The 16,321-nt window shown below is 70.9% G+C and carries 14 protein-coding genes; 7 read left to right on the forward strand and 7 right to left on the reverse strand.

The features are described 5' to 3' along the window. Positions 1-63 precede the first annotated feature (63 nt). From ACZ3II_RS40635 to ACZ3II_RS40645, 3 genes are all read left to right on the forward strand, one after another. Positions 64-432: a response regulator gene (locus tag ACZ3II_RS40635; RefSeq protein WP_465525659.1), complete on the forward strand. Its 369-nt coding sequence runs from the start codon at positions 64-66 to the stop codon at positions 430-432. Then, positions 429-2,417 carry an ATP-binding protein gene (locus tag ACZ3II_RS40640; RefSeq protein ID WP_465525661.1) on the forward strand — a complete coding sequence of 663 codons (1,989 nt, stop codon included), beginning with the start codon at positions 429-431 and terminating at the stop codon, positions 2,415-2,417. Before ACZ3II_RS40635 ends, ACZ3II_RS40640 begins: the two co-directional genes overlap by 4 nt. Positions 2,418-2,508: 91 nt before the next feature. Beyond that, on the forward strand, positions 2,509-4,380 hold the full coding sequence (locus tag ACZ3II_RS40645) for an alpha-glucuronidase (protein WP_465525663.1): 1,872 nt from the start codon (positions 2,509-2,511) through the stop codon (positions 4,378-4,380). Positions 4,381-4,531: 151 nt separating this feature from the next. On the opposite strand, the gene ACZ3II_RS40650 is transcribed toward ACZ3II_RS40645, so the two are convergent. Beyond that, positions 4,532-4,840, reverse strand: coding sequence for a winged helix-turn-helix transcriptional regulator (locus tag ACZ3II_RS40650; RefSeq protein ID WP_465525665.1), 309 nt, complete (start codon positions 4,838-4,840; stop codon positions 4,532-4,534). A 174-nt stretch (positions 4,841-5,014) separates the two neighbouring features. Between ACZ3II_RS40650 and ACZ3II_RS40655 the strand changes: the two genes are divergently transcribed. Both ACZ3II_RS40655 and ACZ3II_RS40660 read left to right on the forward strand, forming a co-directional pair. Next, positions 5,015-5,878 (forward strand): NAD(P)-dependent oxidoreductase, encoded by an 864-nt coding sequence (locus tag ACZ3II_RS40655; RefSeq protein WP_465525667.1) that lies wholly within the window; start codon positions 5,015-5,017, stop codon positions 5,876-5,878. Between the two features lie 70 nt (positions 5,879-5,948). Continuing rightward, complete coding sequence (locus ACZ3II_RS40660; RefSeq protein WP_465525669.1) at positions 5,949-6,317, forward strand: imine reductase family protein; 369 nt, start codon at positions 5,949-5,951, stop codon at positions 6,315-6,317. Between the two features lie 140 nt (positions 6,318-6,457). Here the strand turns inward: ACZ3II_RS40660 and ACZ3II_RS40665 are convergent, their stop codons facing one another. Then, entirely contained in the window at positions 6,458-6,928 is a 471-nt protein-coding gene (locus tag ACZ3II_RS40665) for a MarR family winged helix-turn-helix transcriptional regulator (protein ID WP_465525671.1), read from the reverse strand. A 93-nt stretch (positions 6,929-7,021) separates the two neighbouring features. Between ACZ3II_RS40665 and ACZ3II_RS40670 the strand changes: the two genes are divergently transcribed. Then, complete coding sequence (locus ACZ3II_RS40670; RefSeq protein ID WP_465525673.1) at positions 7,022-8,488, forward strand: FAD-binding oxidoreductase; 1,467 nt, start codon at positions 7,022-7,024, stop codon at positions 8,486-8,488. On the opposite strand, the gene ACZ3II_RS40675 is transcribed toward ACZ3II_RS40670, so the two are convergent. Next, complete coding sequence (locus tag ACZ3II_RS40675; protein ID WP_465525675.1) at positions 8,427-9,647, reverse strand: MFS transporter; 1,221 nt, start codon at positions 9,645-9,647, stop codon at positions 8,427-8,429. The two genes, ACZ3II_RS40670 and ACZ3II_RS40675, sit on opposite strands and share 62 nt — an antisense overlap. Positions 9,648-9,816: 169 nt before the next feature. Here ACZ3II_RS40675 and ACZ3II_RS40680 point away from each other — a divergent pair, with 169 nt between their 5' ends. Continuing rightward, positions 9,817-10,578: a class I SAM-dependent methyltransferase gene (locus ACZ3II_RS40680; protein ID WP_465525679.1), complete on the forward strand. Its 762-nt coding sequence runs from the start codon at positions 9,817-9,819 to the stop codon at positions 10,576-10,578. Here ACZ3II_RS40680 and ACZ3II_RS40685 read toward each other — a convergent pair. The 4 genes from ACZ3II_RS40685 to ACZ3II_RS40700 are packed head-to-tail and all read right to left on the reverse strand — an operon-like array spanning position 10,546 to position 16,320. Continuing rightward, entirely contained in the window at positions 10,546-12,573 is a 2,028-nt protein-coding gene (locus ACZ3II_RS40685; RefSeq protein ID WP_465525683.1) for a beta-galactosidase, read from the reverse strand. The two genes, ACZ3II_RS40680 and ACZ3II_RS40685, sit on opposite strands and share 33 nt — an antisense overlap. Next, on the reverse strand, positions 12,570-13,214 hold the full coding sequence (locus tag ACZ3II_RS40690; protein ID WP_465525685.1) for a hypothetical protein: 645 nt from the start codon (positions 13,212-13,214) through the stop codon (positions 12,570-12,572). The genes ACZ3II_RS40685 and ACZ3II_RS40690 overlap by 4 nt, the downstream gene beginning before the upstream one ends. Further along, a complete protein-coding gene (locus ACZ3II_RS40695; protein WP_465525687.1) occupies positions 13,211-14,680 on the reverse strand; it encodes a GH39 family glycosyl hydrolase in 1,470 nt (489 codons plus the stop codon). Before ACZ3II_RS40695 ends, ACZ3II_RS40690 begins: the two co-directional genes overlap by 4 nt. Further along, a complete protein-coding gene (locus ACZ3II_RS40700) occupies positions 14,677-16,320 on the reverse strand; it encodes an ABC transporter substrate-binding protein (RefSeq protein ID WP_465525689.1) in 1,644 nt (547 codons plus the stop codon). The genes ACZ3II_RS40695 and ACZ3II_RS40700 overlap by 4 nt, the downstream gene beginning before the upstream one ends. Position 16,321 lies beyond the last annotated feature (1 nt).

Genomic DNA, 16,321 nt, shown 5'->3' on the forward strand with positions numbered 1-16,321 from the left:
TCTCCGAATCCTCAAGTGGTCGGATGCCCTGCCGACGAACGGGCCACAACATGAGGGGGCGACGTGGCGAAAGTCCTGGTGGTCGAAGATGAACCGGACGTACGCGACCTGGTCGTGCGCTACCTACGGCGCGACGGGCACGACGTGCTGGCGGTGGACAGCGGCCTGACCGCCCTGGCCGCGGTCCGGCAGCACGGCATGCCGGAGCTGGCCGTGCTGGACGTGGCCATGCCCGGCATGGACGGCCTGGAACTGCTGCGGGAGTTGCGCCTGCTGCGGCCACGCCTGGACGTGCTGTTCCTGACCGCCCTGTGGCTGCCCACCGACCTCAACCGGATCCGCGACGCCGGCGCGGTCCACCTGGCCAAACCGTTCACGGTGGCCGGGCTCGGCCAGGCGGTACGGCTGCTGGAGTCGGGAGCCCGGTCGTGACCGCGGTGTTCGCGGTCCTGTACGTGACCGCGATGATCCTGGGCCGGCTCACCGTCCTGGACGGAACCGAGATCGCCGTGGTGTGGCCGGCCGCCGGCGTGGCCGCGCTGTGGTTCCTCACCCGGCGCCGGTCCCGGGCGCTCAAGGCCGAGCTGGCCCTGTTCGCCCTCCTCACGTTCCTGGTCGACCTGGCGACCGGGGCGAGCGCGCCGCTCGCCGCCGTGCTCGTCGCCGCGAACCTGGCCCAGATCGCGGTCCTGCTCCGGCTGTCCCGGGGCGCCGGAACCCTGCGGAGCCCGCGCCAGTTGTGGCGGATGCTGGGCGCGGTCCTCGCCGCCACCACGGTCGGCGCGGCGATCGGCCCGGCCGGCGCCGGCCTGCTCGCCGGCCCGTACTCGTGGTGGTCGGCGGTGGCCTGGGCCGCCTGCAACACCGCGAGCATCCTGCTGATCGGCGTGTCCGGCCGCTACCTGGCCGCCTACCGGGACCGGGGGGTCAGCTGGCGAACCCCCCGGCTCGCCGAGGCCGCCGGACTGGTCGCCGGGACGCTCGTCGCCTTCCACGTCTGCTTCGTCGCCGACACCGTGCTGCCGGTCGCGTTCCCGCTCATCGCCGTGACCGTGTGGGCCGCCGTCCGGATGCCGATCCCGTGGGCGATCACGCACGCCATCGTGACCGGGGTCGCCGCCGTGGCGTTCACGCGGCACGGCGACGGCATGTTCGCCGCCATCGCCGACGACGTGAGCCGGGCGCTGGTGTGCCAGCTGTTCGTGGTGACGGTGGCGGTGATCGGGCTCGCCGTGGCGCTCGGCCGCGACGAACGCGACGCGCTGCTGGCCGAGCTCGCCGCCGAGAAGGCCCGGCTCGCGACCGAGAAGGAGCAGGCCGCCCAGCACGCCGACCTGGTGACCACGATCATCGACGCGATGGGCGACGGCCTGTCGGTGATCGACGCGAACGGGCGGGTGCTGCTGCGCAACCCGGTCGCCGCGAACCTGCTCGGCGGCCGGATCAGCCCCGGGGACGTGGTCGCCGGCGCCGCCCACTACGGCCTGTTCCACCTCGACGGCCGCCCGGTCGCCGACGAGGAGCTGCCGTACGCCCGGGTGATGGCCGGTGAGGACATCGAGCAGATGGATCTCGTCGTCCGCAACCCCGGCGTCCCGGACGGCCGGATCATCAGCGTCACCGCGACCGGCGTGGTCCGGCCCGGCGGCAACGTCGCGGTGATCGTCTTCCACGACGTCACCGCCGAGCGCCGGCACCGCGACGAGCTCGCCGGATTCGCCGGTGTCGTCGCCCACGACCTGCTCAACCCGCTCACCACCGTGGAGGGCTGGACCGACACCGTCGCCGACCTCCTCGAGACCGAGCCGCCGCGGATCGACATGGCCCGCGACGGGCTGTGCCGGGTCACCCGGGCCGCCGCCCGGATGCGGGGCCTCATCAACGATCTGCTCGCCTACGCCACCAGCCGGGACGCCGGGATCGCCGCGGCGCCGGTCGACCTGGCCGAGATGGTCGGCGACATCATCACCGCCCGCTGCGACGCCGCGGTCGCCGCCGGCACGCCGGTTCCCGAGTTCACCGTGGGCGCGCTCGCCGAGGTGCACGCCGACCGGGTCCTCACCCGCCAGCTGCTGGACAACCTGATCGCCAACGCCGTCAAGTACACCGCCCCCGGCGTGGTCCCGCGCCTGACGATCGCCGGCGAACTCCGCGACGGCGCCGTCGAGGTCACGCTCAGCGACAACGGCATCGGCATCCCGGCCGGTCAGCACGATGCGATCTTCGGGAACTTCCACCGCGCCCACCGTGACTCCGGGTACGCCGGGACGGGCCTGGGCCTGGCCATCTGCAAGCGGATCGTGGAACGGCACGGCGGGGTGATCAGCGCCGCCGACAACCCCGGCGGCGGGTCACGGTTCACCTTCACCCTCCCAGCCGTCACGGTCCGCGACACCGCGGCCTTGCTTCCCGCCTGAAATCGCGCCCCGCCGGACGCGTCCTGTCCGGCGGGGCGCCCACCTTCCGATATCGTTCTTTCTCGATGCCGTCGTCCCCGTGGAGCCGACCTTGACCGAGCAGCCCGTCCATTCCGCCTGGCTGCCCGCCGGGGCGTTCCGCGCGATCGCCGGCCGTCGCGTCGCCGTCGAGGGCGACGGCCTCCTGGTCGATACCGTCCGTGACGAGGTCACCCGCGCGGGCGGGATCGTGACCGCTCCGGGCGACCCCGCCGATCTCGTCCTCACCGCCGGCGACTCGCCGTCCGAGGGCTTCTCGGTGGACCGCCACGACGACACCGTGATCGTTCGCGCCGACGGCCCGTCCGGGCTGCTCCACGGCTGGTTCGCGCTGGCCCGCGACGTCCCGTCCGGCCGTCACGGCCCGGCGCTCCGGCTGCGGGTCCTCGACCACTGGGACAACGTCGACGTGCACCCGGTGATGGGCCAGGTGGAACGCGGCTATGCCGGTGGATCCCTCTTCTGGGGTGACGGACGGTTGCGGGACGATCTGTCCCGCGTCCGCGACTACGCGCGCCTGCTCGCCGCCACCGGCGTCAACGCGGTCACGATCAACAACGTCAACGTCCACGCGACGGAGACCCGGCTGCTCACCGACCGGCGCCACGAGGTCGCCGCTCTCGCTGCCGAGTTCCGGCGGTACGGCATCCGCGTCCACCTCTCGATCAACTTCGCCGCCCCGGTGATCCTCGGCGACCTTCCCACCGCCGACCCCCTGGACGATCGCGTCCGCGCCTGGTGGTCGCACACCACCGCCCGGATGGCCGAGACCGTCCCGGACTTCGGCGGCTACCTGGTCAAAGCCGACTCCGAAGGCCAGCCCGGCCCGCACACGTACCACCGCACCCACGCCGACGGCGCGAACATGCTCGCCGAGGCCCTCGCCCCGTTCGGCGCCGTGGTCCGCTGGCGCGCCTTCGTCTACAACCACCGCCAGGACTGGCGCGACCGCACCACCGACCGGGCCCGCGCCGCCCACGACCACTTCGTCCCGCTCGACGGCGCGTTCCACGACAACGTCATTCTCCAGGTCAAACACGGACCGATCGACTTCCAGACCCGCGAGCCGATCTCCCCGGTCCTGCTGTCGATGCCCCACACCGGCCTGGCCGTCGAGTTGCAGGTCACCCAGGAGTACACCGGCCAGCAGAAACACGTCTGCTACCTGCCCCCGATGTGGTCGGAGGTCCTCCGATCCGTGCGGGTGCGGGCGCTGGCCGCCGTCTCCAACGCCGGCGACGACCCCTTCTGGACCGGGCACCCGCTGGCCCAGGCCAACCTCTACGCCCTCGGCCGTCTCGCCTGGGACCCCACCCTCGACCCGATCGCCGTCCTCGACGAGTGGATCACCCTGACGTTCCCCGGGGCCCGCGACGTCCTGCACGACCTGATGGACGACTCCTGGCGAACCTACGAGCAGTACACCGCCCCCCTCGGCGTCGGTTTCATGGTCCGCCCCGGCGATCACTACGGCCCCGACGTCGACGGCTACGAGTACACCCCCTGGGGCACCTACCACTTCGCCGACCGCGACGGCGTCGGCGTCGACCGCACCCGGGCCACCGGAACCGGCTTCACCGCCCAATACCCGTCACCTCTGGCCGACCTCTACGAGTCCCGCGACACCTGCCCCGACGAACTGCTCCTCTTCTTCCACCACGTCCCCTACACCCACGTCCTGCACAGCGGCGTCACCGTGATCCAGCACATCTACGACACCCATTTCGCCGGCGCCGCCCGTGTCGCCGGGATGCGCCACCGCTTCCAGAAGTCCGAAGACCTCTTCACCCCTGCGGTGTACGCCCGGATCACCGCCCTCCTCGACGAACAGCTCCGCAGCGCCGAGGAATGGCGCGACCAGCTGAACACCTACTTCTTCCGCAAATCCGGAATCCCCGACGCCCACCACCGCCCCATCCACTGACCCCTGTCCGCCTGCCGTCGCCCGACCGCCTATCCGCGCCCGGTAGGGCGCGTGGGCGACGGCCGGCAGGCGGCGTTGCCCGTCGGCCGTCGTTCCGGCTGGCTAACGGCGTCCGGTAGGGCGCTTGGGCGACGGCTGGCTGGGGGAACGGCTATGCGGGGTCGGCGGGTTGCAGCTGGGCGAGACGCTCGCGGCGCTGGGTGCCCCAGGCGCCCAGGGGGCGGAGCGCCTCGTTGAGGGTGCGGCCGTGCTCGGTCAGCGAGTACTCGACGCGGGGCGGCACCTCCCGGAAGATCTCCCGGTCGACCAGCCCGTCCTGTTCCATCTCGCGCAACTGCTGGATCAGCATCTTCTCGCTGACCCCGGGCAATCCCCGCCGCAGCTCGCCGAAACGCCGGGGCCCGTGGGCGTGCAGTTCCCACAGGATCAGCGACTTCCATTTGCCGGAAACCACGTCCATTGCGGCGTCGATACCGCAGATGTACGGGCCGGATCGCGCTTTCGACGTCATCGGGCTTCCCGTCGTCATGCTCACCAAAAGGTAAGTACTGAACGAATAAGTGCGTACTTGTCCGAATGACTGTATCCGCGAAGCATTGGCGGCGGCACATTCGAAAAGCACGAGGGACAAGACATGACAACCTTTCTCGGTACGGGGGCGATGGGCCGCGCCCTGATCGCCGCGACCGTCCGTGACGGTGGATCCGCCGTCGTGTGGAACCGCAGCCCGGAGCGGGCGCACGCCCTCACCCGGATGTCCGGTGTGACAGCCGCAGTACACCCCCGCGACGCTGTCACCTCCGGCGACGTGATCGTGACCTGCCTGTTCGACCACGGCTCGGTGCACAAGGTGCTCGATCCCCTCGCCGGTGATCTCGCCGGGCGCACCGTGCTCAACCTGACCACCACGACCCCGAACCAGTCCCGGGAACTGGCCGCCTGGGCCGCCGCCCACGACATCGCCTATCTCGACGGCGCGATCCTGGCCGTACCCGAGATGATCGGCGAACCCGGCGCGGCGATCTTCTACAGTGGCTCGGCGCTCGTCTTCGGCAAGCACCGTGAGCTGCTGGACCGATGGGGGGCCAGCGAGTTCGCCGGCGCCGATCCCGGCCTGGCGTCGCTGTGGGACATGGCCATGCTCACCGGCATGTACACGATGCTCGGCGGTTTCCTCCAGGGCGCCGCCATGGTCGCCACCGCCGGCATTCCGGCGGCCGGGTTCGCCCGGCGTCAGGGCCCGTTCCTGGCCGCCATGAGCGGCCAGCTCGCCGGTTACGCCGCCACCATCGACGCCACCGACTACCTCGGCGCCGGCCAGCAGAGCCTGCGGTTCACCGGCACCGCGCTGGCCGCCCTGATCGAGGCCGCCGCCGACGAGCGGATCTCCACCGAGGTCCTCGCCCCGGTCCAGGCGCTCGTGCGCCGCCAGATCAGCGCCGGTTTCGGCGACCACGGCACCGCCCGCATCTTCGAGGAACTGAGGAACAGCCGATGACCCGTACCCCCGAGCCCCTGACCGTGATCGGTCTCGGCCCGATGGGCCGCGCGATGGCCGGCACCTGACCGTGTTCCTGACCGGGTTGTCGGCTCTGCTGCAGGCCACGGCCCTGGTCACGGCCTCCGGCGTGCCGGCGGGCGACTTCATGCCGGGCGCGCTGGAGATGCTCACCGGCATCCCCGCGATGATCGAAAACGGTCCTGAGCTGGCCCGGCAGCTGACCGACGGCGACCACCCCGGCGACCTCAGCACGGCCCTGATGATGGGCGCGACCGCCGACCACATCGTGCGGGCCAGCGAGGCGGCGGGCATCGACGCCACGCTGCCGAGGGCGGTGAGATCGCACTACGACCGTACGATCGCCGCCGGTCATGGAAAGGCCGGCTGGACGGCCCTCTACGAGTCCATCAAGGCCGGATCCGCCAGCCCCGCCTGAGGACCCCGGCCGGTCGTGGGTGCTGTCTCCATCGCCCGGAGACCGCCCTGACAACCAGCCGGGGAGGAGCCTGGCGAGCGGCGGTCGGCGAGGGACCTGAGAGTCGGCAGGGGAGGAGCCTGACGACTGGCCGGGGGAAGTCAGGACTCGGTGTGGAAGACGCGGTCGCCGTGGTGGTCGGCGAGGCGGGTGAGCAGGCCGACCAGGTGGCGGCGGTCGGGCTCGGGGAGTGGGGCGAGGAACTCGTCCTGGGCTTCAGCGAGCAGCGCGTCGAGCCGGTCCAGGTGGTCGCGGCCGGTGTCGGTGACGGTGACGATGTTGCGGCGGCGATCGGACGGGTCGGGGGTACGGGAGACGTGCCCCTGATCGGCCAGCTCGTTGAGGGTGGCGACCATGTCACTGCGGTCGATGCCGGTCCGGCGGCCCAGATCGGCCTGGCTGGCGGGGCCGGAGTCCTCGAGGGTGGCGAGTACCGCGTACTGGTAGCGGCGTGCCCCGGCCCGGGCGAGGGCCCGGTCGACGATGCGGTTGGCGGTGAGGGCGGCCTGGTTGGTCAGCCGGCTCGGCAGCATGCGCAACCGCGGAGGCGGCGGGCCGTCGGTGGGGTTCACCAGCGCAATCTAACAACTTGTTGGACGTACCCACGATTCTGGGTATTGTTGGCCGCACCAACGTTGGTTGGGCCAATAAAAGGGAGAAGTGGCATGAGGACCCTGCATCCCGGTGACGACGGCTTCGCGGAGCTGCACGCCGGCTGGCTGGCGACGGTCGAGCACCGGCCCGCGATGATCGTTCCGGCCGCGATGGCCGAGGACGTCGCGGCCGCCGTCCGGCATGCGGCTGCGGCCGGGCTGCCGGTGGCGGTTCAGTCGACCGGGCACGGCAAGTCGATCCCGGCGGACGGGGCGATGTTCATCCACACCGGCGGTCTCCGTGAGCTGTCGGTGGACCCTGACGCCCGAACTGCCCGGATCGGAGCGGGCCTGCGCTGGGCGGACGTGCTCGCGGCGACGGCGGAGCACGGGCTCGCCCCGCTCAACGGCTCGTCCGGTCACGTCGGCGTGATGGGCTATCTCACCGGTGGCGGGCTGCCGCTGACCGCGCGGGCGTACGGGTTCGCCGCCGGTCACGTCCGCTCCATGGACATCGTCACGGCCGACGGGCGGATCCGGACCATCGGCCCGGACCGTTCACCCGATCTGTTCTGGGCGGTGCGCGGCGGCAAGAGCAACTTCGGTGTCGTGACCGCCGCCGAGATCGACCTGTTCCCGCTGCACACCGTCTACGGCACCGAGCTGACCTACGCCGTCGAGGACTTCGGCCAGGGCACGCGCGTCCTCGGTGGCTATCTCGCGTGGGCGCGACAGCAGCCGGAGGGGATGTCGTCGTCGGTGACGCTGATGCGCGTGCCGAACGCCCCGCAGTTGCCCGCCCAGTTCCGCGGCCGCTCGCTGATCTTCGTGCGGGCGATCTGGACCGGCGCCCCGCACGAGAGCGGGCAGCGGCCCGGCGGCCTGAACGAGGGCGGGCAGCGGCCCGGCGGCCTGAACGAGGGCGGGCATCGGCCCGGCACCCCGGACGAGGGCCGGCGGCGGACCGAGCCGCTACGTGCTCTCGGGCCGGAGTCGGAGTCCGGCGGCGTCATGCCGTACCGGGAGATCACCGGCGTCTACAAGGACCCCGACGGCCCCGTCAGCACCCACCTGCGCAGCGCCCTCCTGCACGACCTCGACGACGACGCCGTGAAGACCCTGATCGCCATGATCGAGCCGTCCCCGGCCGCCGGTTCGTACCTCGGCCTGGAGATCCGCCACCTCGGCGGAGCGCTCGACCGGGAGCCACCCCGGCCACACGCGGTCAGCACCCGGGGCGCCGCCTTCCACCTGTGGCTGCGCAGCCCCGCGGCGCCCGGCCGGGCGGAGGCCGCCCGCCGGGTCGCCGACGAGACGCTGGACCGGCTCGCCCCGTGGGACACCGGCGCCGTGCTTCCCGGTTTCCTCTTCGACCACGACTCCACTCCGGAGCGGGTCCGGCGGGCCTACAGCGAGGCCGCCTACCAGCGGTTGTCCGCGGTGAAGGCGGAGTACGACCCGGCCGCCCTGTTCCGGATCAACCACCACCTCCCGCCGGCAGGAGGGCTTCGCCGAGTGGACGCCACGCACCGACCGTGAGCAGCGCCATGGCGACGGCGGCGATCCAGAACGGTGTGGTGATCGACCACATGCCCGCGAGGACGCCGCCGAGCAGCGAGCCGAGCGCCGCCCCGCCGGTCTGCAGCAGGAAGTAGACGCTGGAGACCCGGCCGCGGAACTGATCGGGGACGGCACGCTGGCCGATCGTCGCGGTGATCACGCCCCACACCGTGGCGTGGACGCTGAAGACGATGAGGACGGCGGCCGCCACCCACGGTGACGTGGTCACGGCCAGGGCGAGATGGACCCCGACCTCGATGAGCAGCCCGGCGCGCAGCAGGGCGGGGTTGCCGAACCGGCGGCTCAGGCGGGTCGCGACTCCCGCCCCGGCCAGGCCGCCGGCGGCGAAGGCGGTGAGCAGGACCCCGTACCCGGCTTCGTGCAGTCCGAGCCGCTCCCGGCAGTAGAGGACGAACACGGCGAACGCCGCGCAGAACGCGATGTTGCCGATCCCCATGGTGATCGCCGTGGTCCGCAGCAGACGGTGGTTCCACAACCAGCGGATGCCGTCGCCGATCTCCCGGCGCAGCGAGGTGCGTTCGTGCGCACCGGACGGTGGGATCGGGCGGATGCCGGCGATCAGCGCGGCGGACGCGGCGAAGGTGAGCGCGTCCAGCCCGAACGGCACGGCAGCGGAGACGACGAACAGCCACGTGCCGAGCGGTTTCGCGGCGAGCTGGTTGCCGATGCTGAACGTGGCGGCCAGCCGGGCGTTGGCGCCGGCCAGATGTTCGGGCGCGACCACTGCGGGGATCATCGCGCCCATCGCGTTGTCGGCGAGCGTCTCGCCGGCCCCGAGCAGGAACAGCACCAGGTAGACGATCGGGATGGTGACGGTGCCGGCGGCGATGGTGGCGGTCAGCCCGGCCAGGGCGGCGGCGCGCAGCAGGTTGACCACCACGACCGTGGTACGCCGGTCGAGCCGGTCCACCCACGCCCCACTGACCAGGCCGATCAGCAGGCACGGCAGTTGCTGGGCGAAGACGGCTCCGGCGATCAGGGACGGGTTGTCGCTGATCGAGGCGACCAGCAGCGGACCGGCGGCCATGGTGACACCGTCACCGATGTTCGAGATCGCGGACGCGGTCCAGAGACGGTTGAAGTCCGCGCCGATTCGCGCGGAGAGAAGGGCACGCAAAAGAAGCTCCTCGAGCCAGGAAGACGAGAGTTGGCGAGGAGCCGGCCGGGCGGCGTGTTACGCGGCCTGCTCCTCGGACGAGTGAGCGACCGTGACCATGGTGAGAAGCATTCCCCACTCCTTCCGGTTTGCGGGCGGCAGTCTATTGAAACCGGTCTACGCTGGGCGAGTGAGTTTCGAGGTGTCGGCGGAGGCGTACGGCAGGTTCATGGGCCGCTGGTCCGAACCGCTGGGCGTCCCTTTCGCCGACCTTGCCGGGGTGGCGCCGGGCGCTCGCGCGCTGGATGTCGGCTGCGGGCCGGGCGCGTTGACGGCGACGCTGGCGCGGGTGCTGGGCGCGGAGGCGGTGTCGGCGGTGGACACGTCGCGGTCGTTCGTCGCGGCGGCGCGGGAGCGGTTCCCGGCGGTCGATGTGCGGTTGGCTCCGGCGGAGGCGCTGCCGTTCCCGGATGACTCCTTCGACGTCGCGCTGGCCCAGCTCGTCGTGCACTTCATGGACGATCCGGTGGCGGGCCTGCGGGAGATGGCCCGGGTCACCCGGCCCGGCGGGGTGGTGGCGGCCTGCGTGTGGGACCACGGCGGCCGTGGCCCGGTGACCGTCTTCTGGCAGGCCGCGCGGGAGCTCGATCCGGATGCCCCGGGCGAGGCGGCGATGCCGGGCGCCCGCGAGGGTCATCTCGCCGAGCTTTTCGCCGCCGCTGGGCTGCGGGACATCACGTCGTCGCTGCTGACGGTGGGGGCCCGGTTCCCGGGGTTCGGCGACTGGTGGGAGCCGTTCACGCTCGGTGTCGGCCCGGCCGGGAAGTACGTCGGCGGGCTCGGCGCCGATCGCCGGGCCGAGCTGCGGGACCGGTGCGCGGCGCTGCTGCGGCGGGAGGAGCCGTTCGACGTCACGGCGTCAGCCTGGGCCGCTGTCGGGCGTGTGGGGTGAGAGGCGGACGAGCATCACGCCGTACGGGGGCAGCGTCATCGTGCGGCCGGGTTCGAGGAGATCGCCGGAGAGCAGGTCGATGCCGGTGCACCGGGCGGGCAGGGCGACCGCTTCGGCGCGGTGGTTGAGCACGAACAGCAGGCGGGTGCCGTCGGGGGTGGTCCGGGTGGCGGTCTCCACGTCGACGATGTCGGGGTACGGCCCGAGCAGCTCATGGTGTTCGAGGACCTGGCGGACGATCCGGGTGACGCCGACCTGGTTCAGGGCGGCCCCGACGTACCAGGCGTGGCCGGAGCCGTAGGAGTTGCGGGTGACGGCGGCGGTCCCGGCGTAGAAGTCCACCTCGTAACTGCCGATCACCTCGGCGCCTTCCGGGATGACCAGCTCGAACAGCAGACGCGCGGGGTACGAGGCGCTGCCGAGCTTGACCGGGTTGACGAAGCCGGGTTCCCGGGCGTCCCATTCGTCGACCCGTACCCCCAGCAGGGTTTTCAAAGGTCCCGGCACGTCGGTCAGGAAAGCGTTGTCGTTCTCGTCGACCCGGCCGGACAGGAACGTGGTGACCACCGAGCCGCCCCGGGCCGCGACCGCGGAGAGCCGGTCCGCCAGATCATCCTTGATCATGTGCAGGGCGGGCGCGACCACCACGTCGTAGGCGTCGAGCGGGGCGGTCACCGGGATCACGTCGAGGTCGGCGCCGAGCGACCACAGCGCCTGATGGTAGGCCCGCACCACGTCGAGGTAGCGGACCAGCCGGGACGGCCCGTCGGAGATCTCCAGGGCCCACCAGCTGTCCCAGTCGAAGAGCAGAGCGACCCTTGCGGGGGTACGGCCACCGAGCGTCACCGGACCGATCGCGTCGAGTTCGGCGCCGAGCGCGGCCACCTCCCGGAAGACCCGCGTGTCGGAGCGGCCGGCGTGCCCGATGACCGCGCCGTGGTACTTCTCGCTGGCCCCGCGACCGGCCCGCATCTGGAAGAACAGCACCGCGTCGGCGCCGTGCGCGACCGCCTGCCAGCTCCACAGCCGCATCACCCCGGGCCGTTTCAGCGGGTTGACGTCCCGGCACGCGGTCACGCTCGGCGTCTGTTCCATGAGCCAGAACGGCTGCCCGTCCTTGAGCCCGCGCATCAGGTCGTGGGCGAGCGCCATCCGGGCCGCGGACCGGTCGTCGGGCGGGTAGTTGTCCCAGGACACGAAGTCCAGGTCGGCGGCCCACCGATGGTAGTCGATCGGCCGGTACAGGCCCATGAAGTTGGTGGTCACCGGGGTGTGCGGGTCGACGGCGCGGATCGCTGCCTTCTCGTCGCGGAAGCCGGCGAGCATCGCGTCCGACATGAACCGCAGGTAGTCGAGGGTGATGCCCTGGAAGGCGGTGTGGTCGGGCCCGCGCCAGTGCTCGGTCAGCGCGTTCGGCGGCTCGATCTCCTCCCAGTCACGGAACGTGTGCGACCAGAAGGTGGTGTACCAGGCCTCGTTCAGCCTTTCCAGGGAGGTGTAACGACGGCGAAGCCACTCCCGGAAGGCTGCCGCGCACAACTCGCAGTAACAGGCCCCGCCGTACTCGTTCCCGACGTGCCACGCGACGATCGCCGGATCTCCCGCGTACCTCTCGGCGATCTTCCCGGCGATCGCCGCCGAGAGCCGCCGGAACATCGGCGAACTGGGGCAGGCGTTGTGCCGCTGGCCGTACCGGTGCTTGCGCCCTTCGAAATCGGTCCGCGTCACCTCGGGGTGCGCTTTCGCGAGCCACGGCGGAAGGGCCCCGGTCCCGGTCGCGAGACAGATCTGCCGGCCTTCATCGGCCGCCCGCGAGACGATGGCGTCCAGAACCGAGAAATCGTAGACGTCCGATGACGGCTGCGTCTGGGCCCACGTGAACACACCGACGGTAAGGGTGTCGATGTGTGCCGCGGCGAACAGACGGTAGTCGTCGTCCCATACGTCGGCCGGCCACTGCTCCGGGTTGTAATCGCCACCGAACGGGATCTTCACCGGGTGAACTCCTCACGGACCAGGGCGATCAGCGCGCGACTGTTGCTCAGCAGCCCCAGCGCCAGCAGCGACCCGCCCAGCACGAGCGCCGCCTCCGACCAGAACCAGACACCACCTGCCGCGACGACGAGAAGGCACAGGTTCGCAACGGTCACCGAGGGTTTCGCGATCAGGAGGTGCGCGGCCAGCCGCGCGACGTCCCGGGTACGGAACGCGAACAGCGACGTGATCACCAGCGCGTTCATCACCCACAGTGTCGCGATCCCGCCGAGCACCAGCACCGACCCGCCGGCGCCGACCTGGACGGCGACCACCACCAGCCAGATCGCCCAGACCGCTGCCGCCTGCCGCGCGTTGAGCCGCAGCCCCCGGGCGAACAGCGCCGCCGGCCGCAGATCCGTGAGGTCGAGCTTCCGGTGACGCAGCGCGTAGATCGCCGCCGACACGGCGGGCCCCACCGGCAGCAGGCACACCACGGCCACCGGCAGGTTCGACGGATCCCGGTCGAGCAGCGTCAGCACGGCCAGTCCCGGCCCGGTCGTGACCACCAGCAGCAGTTCGACGACGAGCAGGTGGTGGACGAACGCTGCGACCTGTGACAGCAGCCCGGTCCCGAACCGTTCGCCGACCGCCGCCGTCACGGCTGCCCGCCGAGCAGCCGGGCGTCGTCCCACCACGGCGGCGTCTCGTCGACCACCGGGCTGATCTCCAGCAGCGTCACCTCGTGCCGGGTCAGCGCGATCTCGATCTCCACGTGGCCGTCCACGACGGGCAGGCGGCGGTGGGTGCGGGCCGGTTCGGCGGCCTCACGCAGCAGGTCGAGCTGACGGGGCAGCGGCGACGCGGGCCGGCCCATCTCCCGCCACGCCGTCCACGCGTTGCCGTGGTCCTCGTCGACGGTGGACCGCATCAGGAACGCCGCGTCGCCGGCCATCGGGATCGACAGCCGCAGGTTGTGGGTGTGCGGGCCGGGTTCGGCGCCGGTGTGGTCGACCGGCGCCCAGGCGAGCACGGCGACCCGGCCGGCGCCGGTGGTGGTGATCACGTGATCGTCGGCGCGGGCGAGCACCTGATCGCCGAGGCGGGCGGCGAAGGCGTACAGATGGAAGGTCGGCTTCTTGATCTGGCGATGGGTCAGCAGACCGAAACCGCCGTGGAACAGCGTGGTGGGCACACCCTGCTCCTCGAACATGTCGCTGAACGTCCAGTAGGAGAACGAGTCGGCGTGGTCGCCACCGAACGCGACGACCGGCGCCAGATAGGCGGCGTGGAAAGCGGTGTCGTGAATCGGGTTGTCCGGCCGGTAGGACGAGTTGAATTCGGTGATGTGCACCGGTAGCCCGGCCAGCGGCGTCCCGGCCAGTTGCCGGCGCGGAAGGGCGAACTGCTCCAGCAGATGTGACGCGGGCGCGAGCGATTGGAACACCCCGAACGGCACATGTTCGGAGGGTCCGGAGGTGTACGCGTGCCGGCTCACGAAATCGATCGGCACGTCGCCCGCGATGACGAAGTCGGCGAACGTCTCCAGCCACTTGTCCGAGCCGGGGGAGATGGCCGGGCCGCCGACCTGCAGTTCCGCGTCCACCTCCTTGATCGTCGTGGCGGTCACCTGGTAGAGCCGGTGATAGGCGTCGGCGTCCGCGTCCTTCCAGAAATCGGTCAGGTTCGGTTCGTTCCACACCTCGATCGGCCATTGCCGGACCTCGTCGATGCCGTACCTGGCGATCAGGTGGCGGACGGTGGCCCGGACCAGATCCGCCCATTGCGCATGCGAACGCGGGGGCGTGACGTTCGCTTTCCACCAGAACACCGTCTGATCGCCGGAGGCGAGAGCCGACGGCATGAAGCCCAGTTCCAGGAACGGGCGGATCCCGGTTTCGAGGTAGGCGTCGACGACCTGATCCAGGTACGTGAACGAGTGCCGCACCCGCTCCTGCCCGGCGTGCGAATACGGCTGGAAGATGCCCATGCCGTCGCTGAACAGCCCGTGCCCGCGAAGGTGCCGGAAACCGATCTCGCGTTGCACCAGCGCGAGCGAGTCCTGATAGTCGCGGCGCAGCGCCAGATCCATCCGGCCGGTGCCGACACAGGCGCGCCAGGCTTTCACCCGTGCTCCTTCTTGTACCGCTCGTAGGCCTTGTTCACGATGTCGATGTACTGCTTCGCGTTCTTGCCGTCGAGTTCCTTCACGTAGGCGTCCCATTCGCTGAGCGGCCGCTGCCCGAGCGCGAACTTGAGGGTGTTCTGGAAGACGTGGTCCTTGAGCGCGGAATCCCAGAGGGTGACCTGCTCGCGTTCCTCCGCCGACAGCGGGGCGGGCGGCGCGACCGGGCTGACCTGGCGCTTGTTCATCTCCGCCTGGAACGCCTTCTCCTCGTCGGTGAACTGGGAGTTGAGCATTGCGGTGCTGCCGCCGTACGCGAACACGCCGTTGGAGAATCCGTAGTCGACCTGCAGATCCTTGGGCGCGTCCGGGTTGATGCCGGCCCATTTGATGCCCGGGTCGAGCTTGAACGAGCCGTCGTCGACCTTGCCGGTGTAGGTCTGCCCCTCGATGCCCCACTTGCTGAACATCAGGCCCGCGTCGGAGTACCAGAGCCAGTCGATGAACTGCATCATCGCCACGAAGTTCTTCGACTCCCGCGCCTTCGTGGAGATCATGATGCCGTTCTCCAGGCGGCTCGTGCCGGGCAGAACCGCGCCGGCCGGGCCGGTCGGCAGGATCAGCTTCGACACCTTCGCGCCGGGGATCTTCGCGACGTCCTTGCGCAGCTCGTTGACCAGGGTCTGCGCGTTCACCCCGATGACGAACGACTTGCCGTTGGCGAACTTCTGCCGGGCGACGTCGTCGGTCTGGGTGAAGCTCTCCGGGTCGACCAGGCCTTCGGCGACCAGCTTGTGCACGAACTCCAGCATCGCCCGGTACTCCGGCTGCGCCCCGGAGAACTCGAACCGGCTCGCCGAAGCGTTCCAGTGGGTCGGCGTCCAGCCCCAGCCGGCGTGCGTGCCGTACGCGGCGCCGAGCAGGTTGAGCAGGTTGTTCGCGCCGGGCTGCGGGGGAGTGCTCCACCGGTCCGACAGCGGGTACAGGTCGGGGTGCGCCTTCTTCATCTCGCGCAGCACGTCCGCCACGTCGTCCCAGGTCTGCGGCGCCGGCAGCTTCAGCTTCTCCATCACATCGGTACGGACCCCGAGTGTGTAGTCCTGCCAGGCGTTCTCGTGCAGCCCCGGCAGCAGGTAGTACTTGCCGTCCTCGGCCTTGTACCCGTTCAGGTTGGCCTGCAGGTTCCACCGGGCGATCTTCTCGGTGTAGTTCGGCATCAGGTCGGCGTAGTCGCTGACCGGCAGGATCGCCCCGCCGGCGATGAACGCCTCCTCATCGGGGTGATACGTCTTCGGGATGATGAACGGCGCGTCCCCGGCACTGACCATGACGCTGCGTTTCTGGTTGTAGTCGCTGCCCGGCACCGCCGTCCCCTGCAGGGTGACGTTGGTGCGCTTGGCCAGCTCGGTGAAGAACGGCCAGTCCGCCTTGAACGGATAGTTCTGGTTGCTGAGCATGAGGATCGAGAAGCTCAGCGGCTCGGTGGCCGTGAACTGATCGCCGGCCTTGTACCCCTCCATCGCTCCGGCCCGCTTGTCGTCCAGGCCCTCCTTGCCGTTCTCGGCGTCGTCGCCACACCCGGCGAGCCCGGCCACGGCAGCGGCGCCGGCGGCGGTCAGCAGGTGACGTCTGGTCAGCTTCATG

The organism is Actinoplanes sp. NPDC019969 (genome assembly GCF_055562375.1).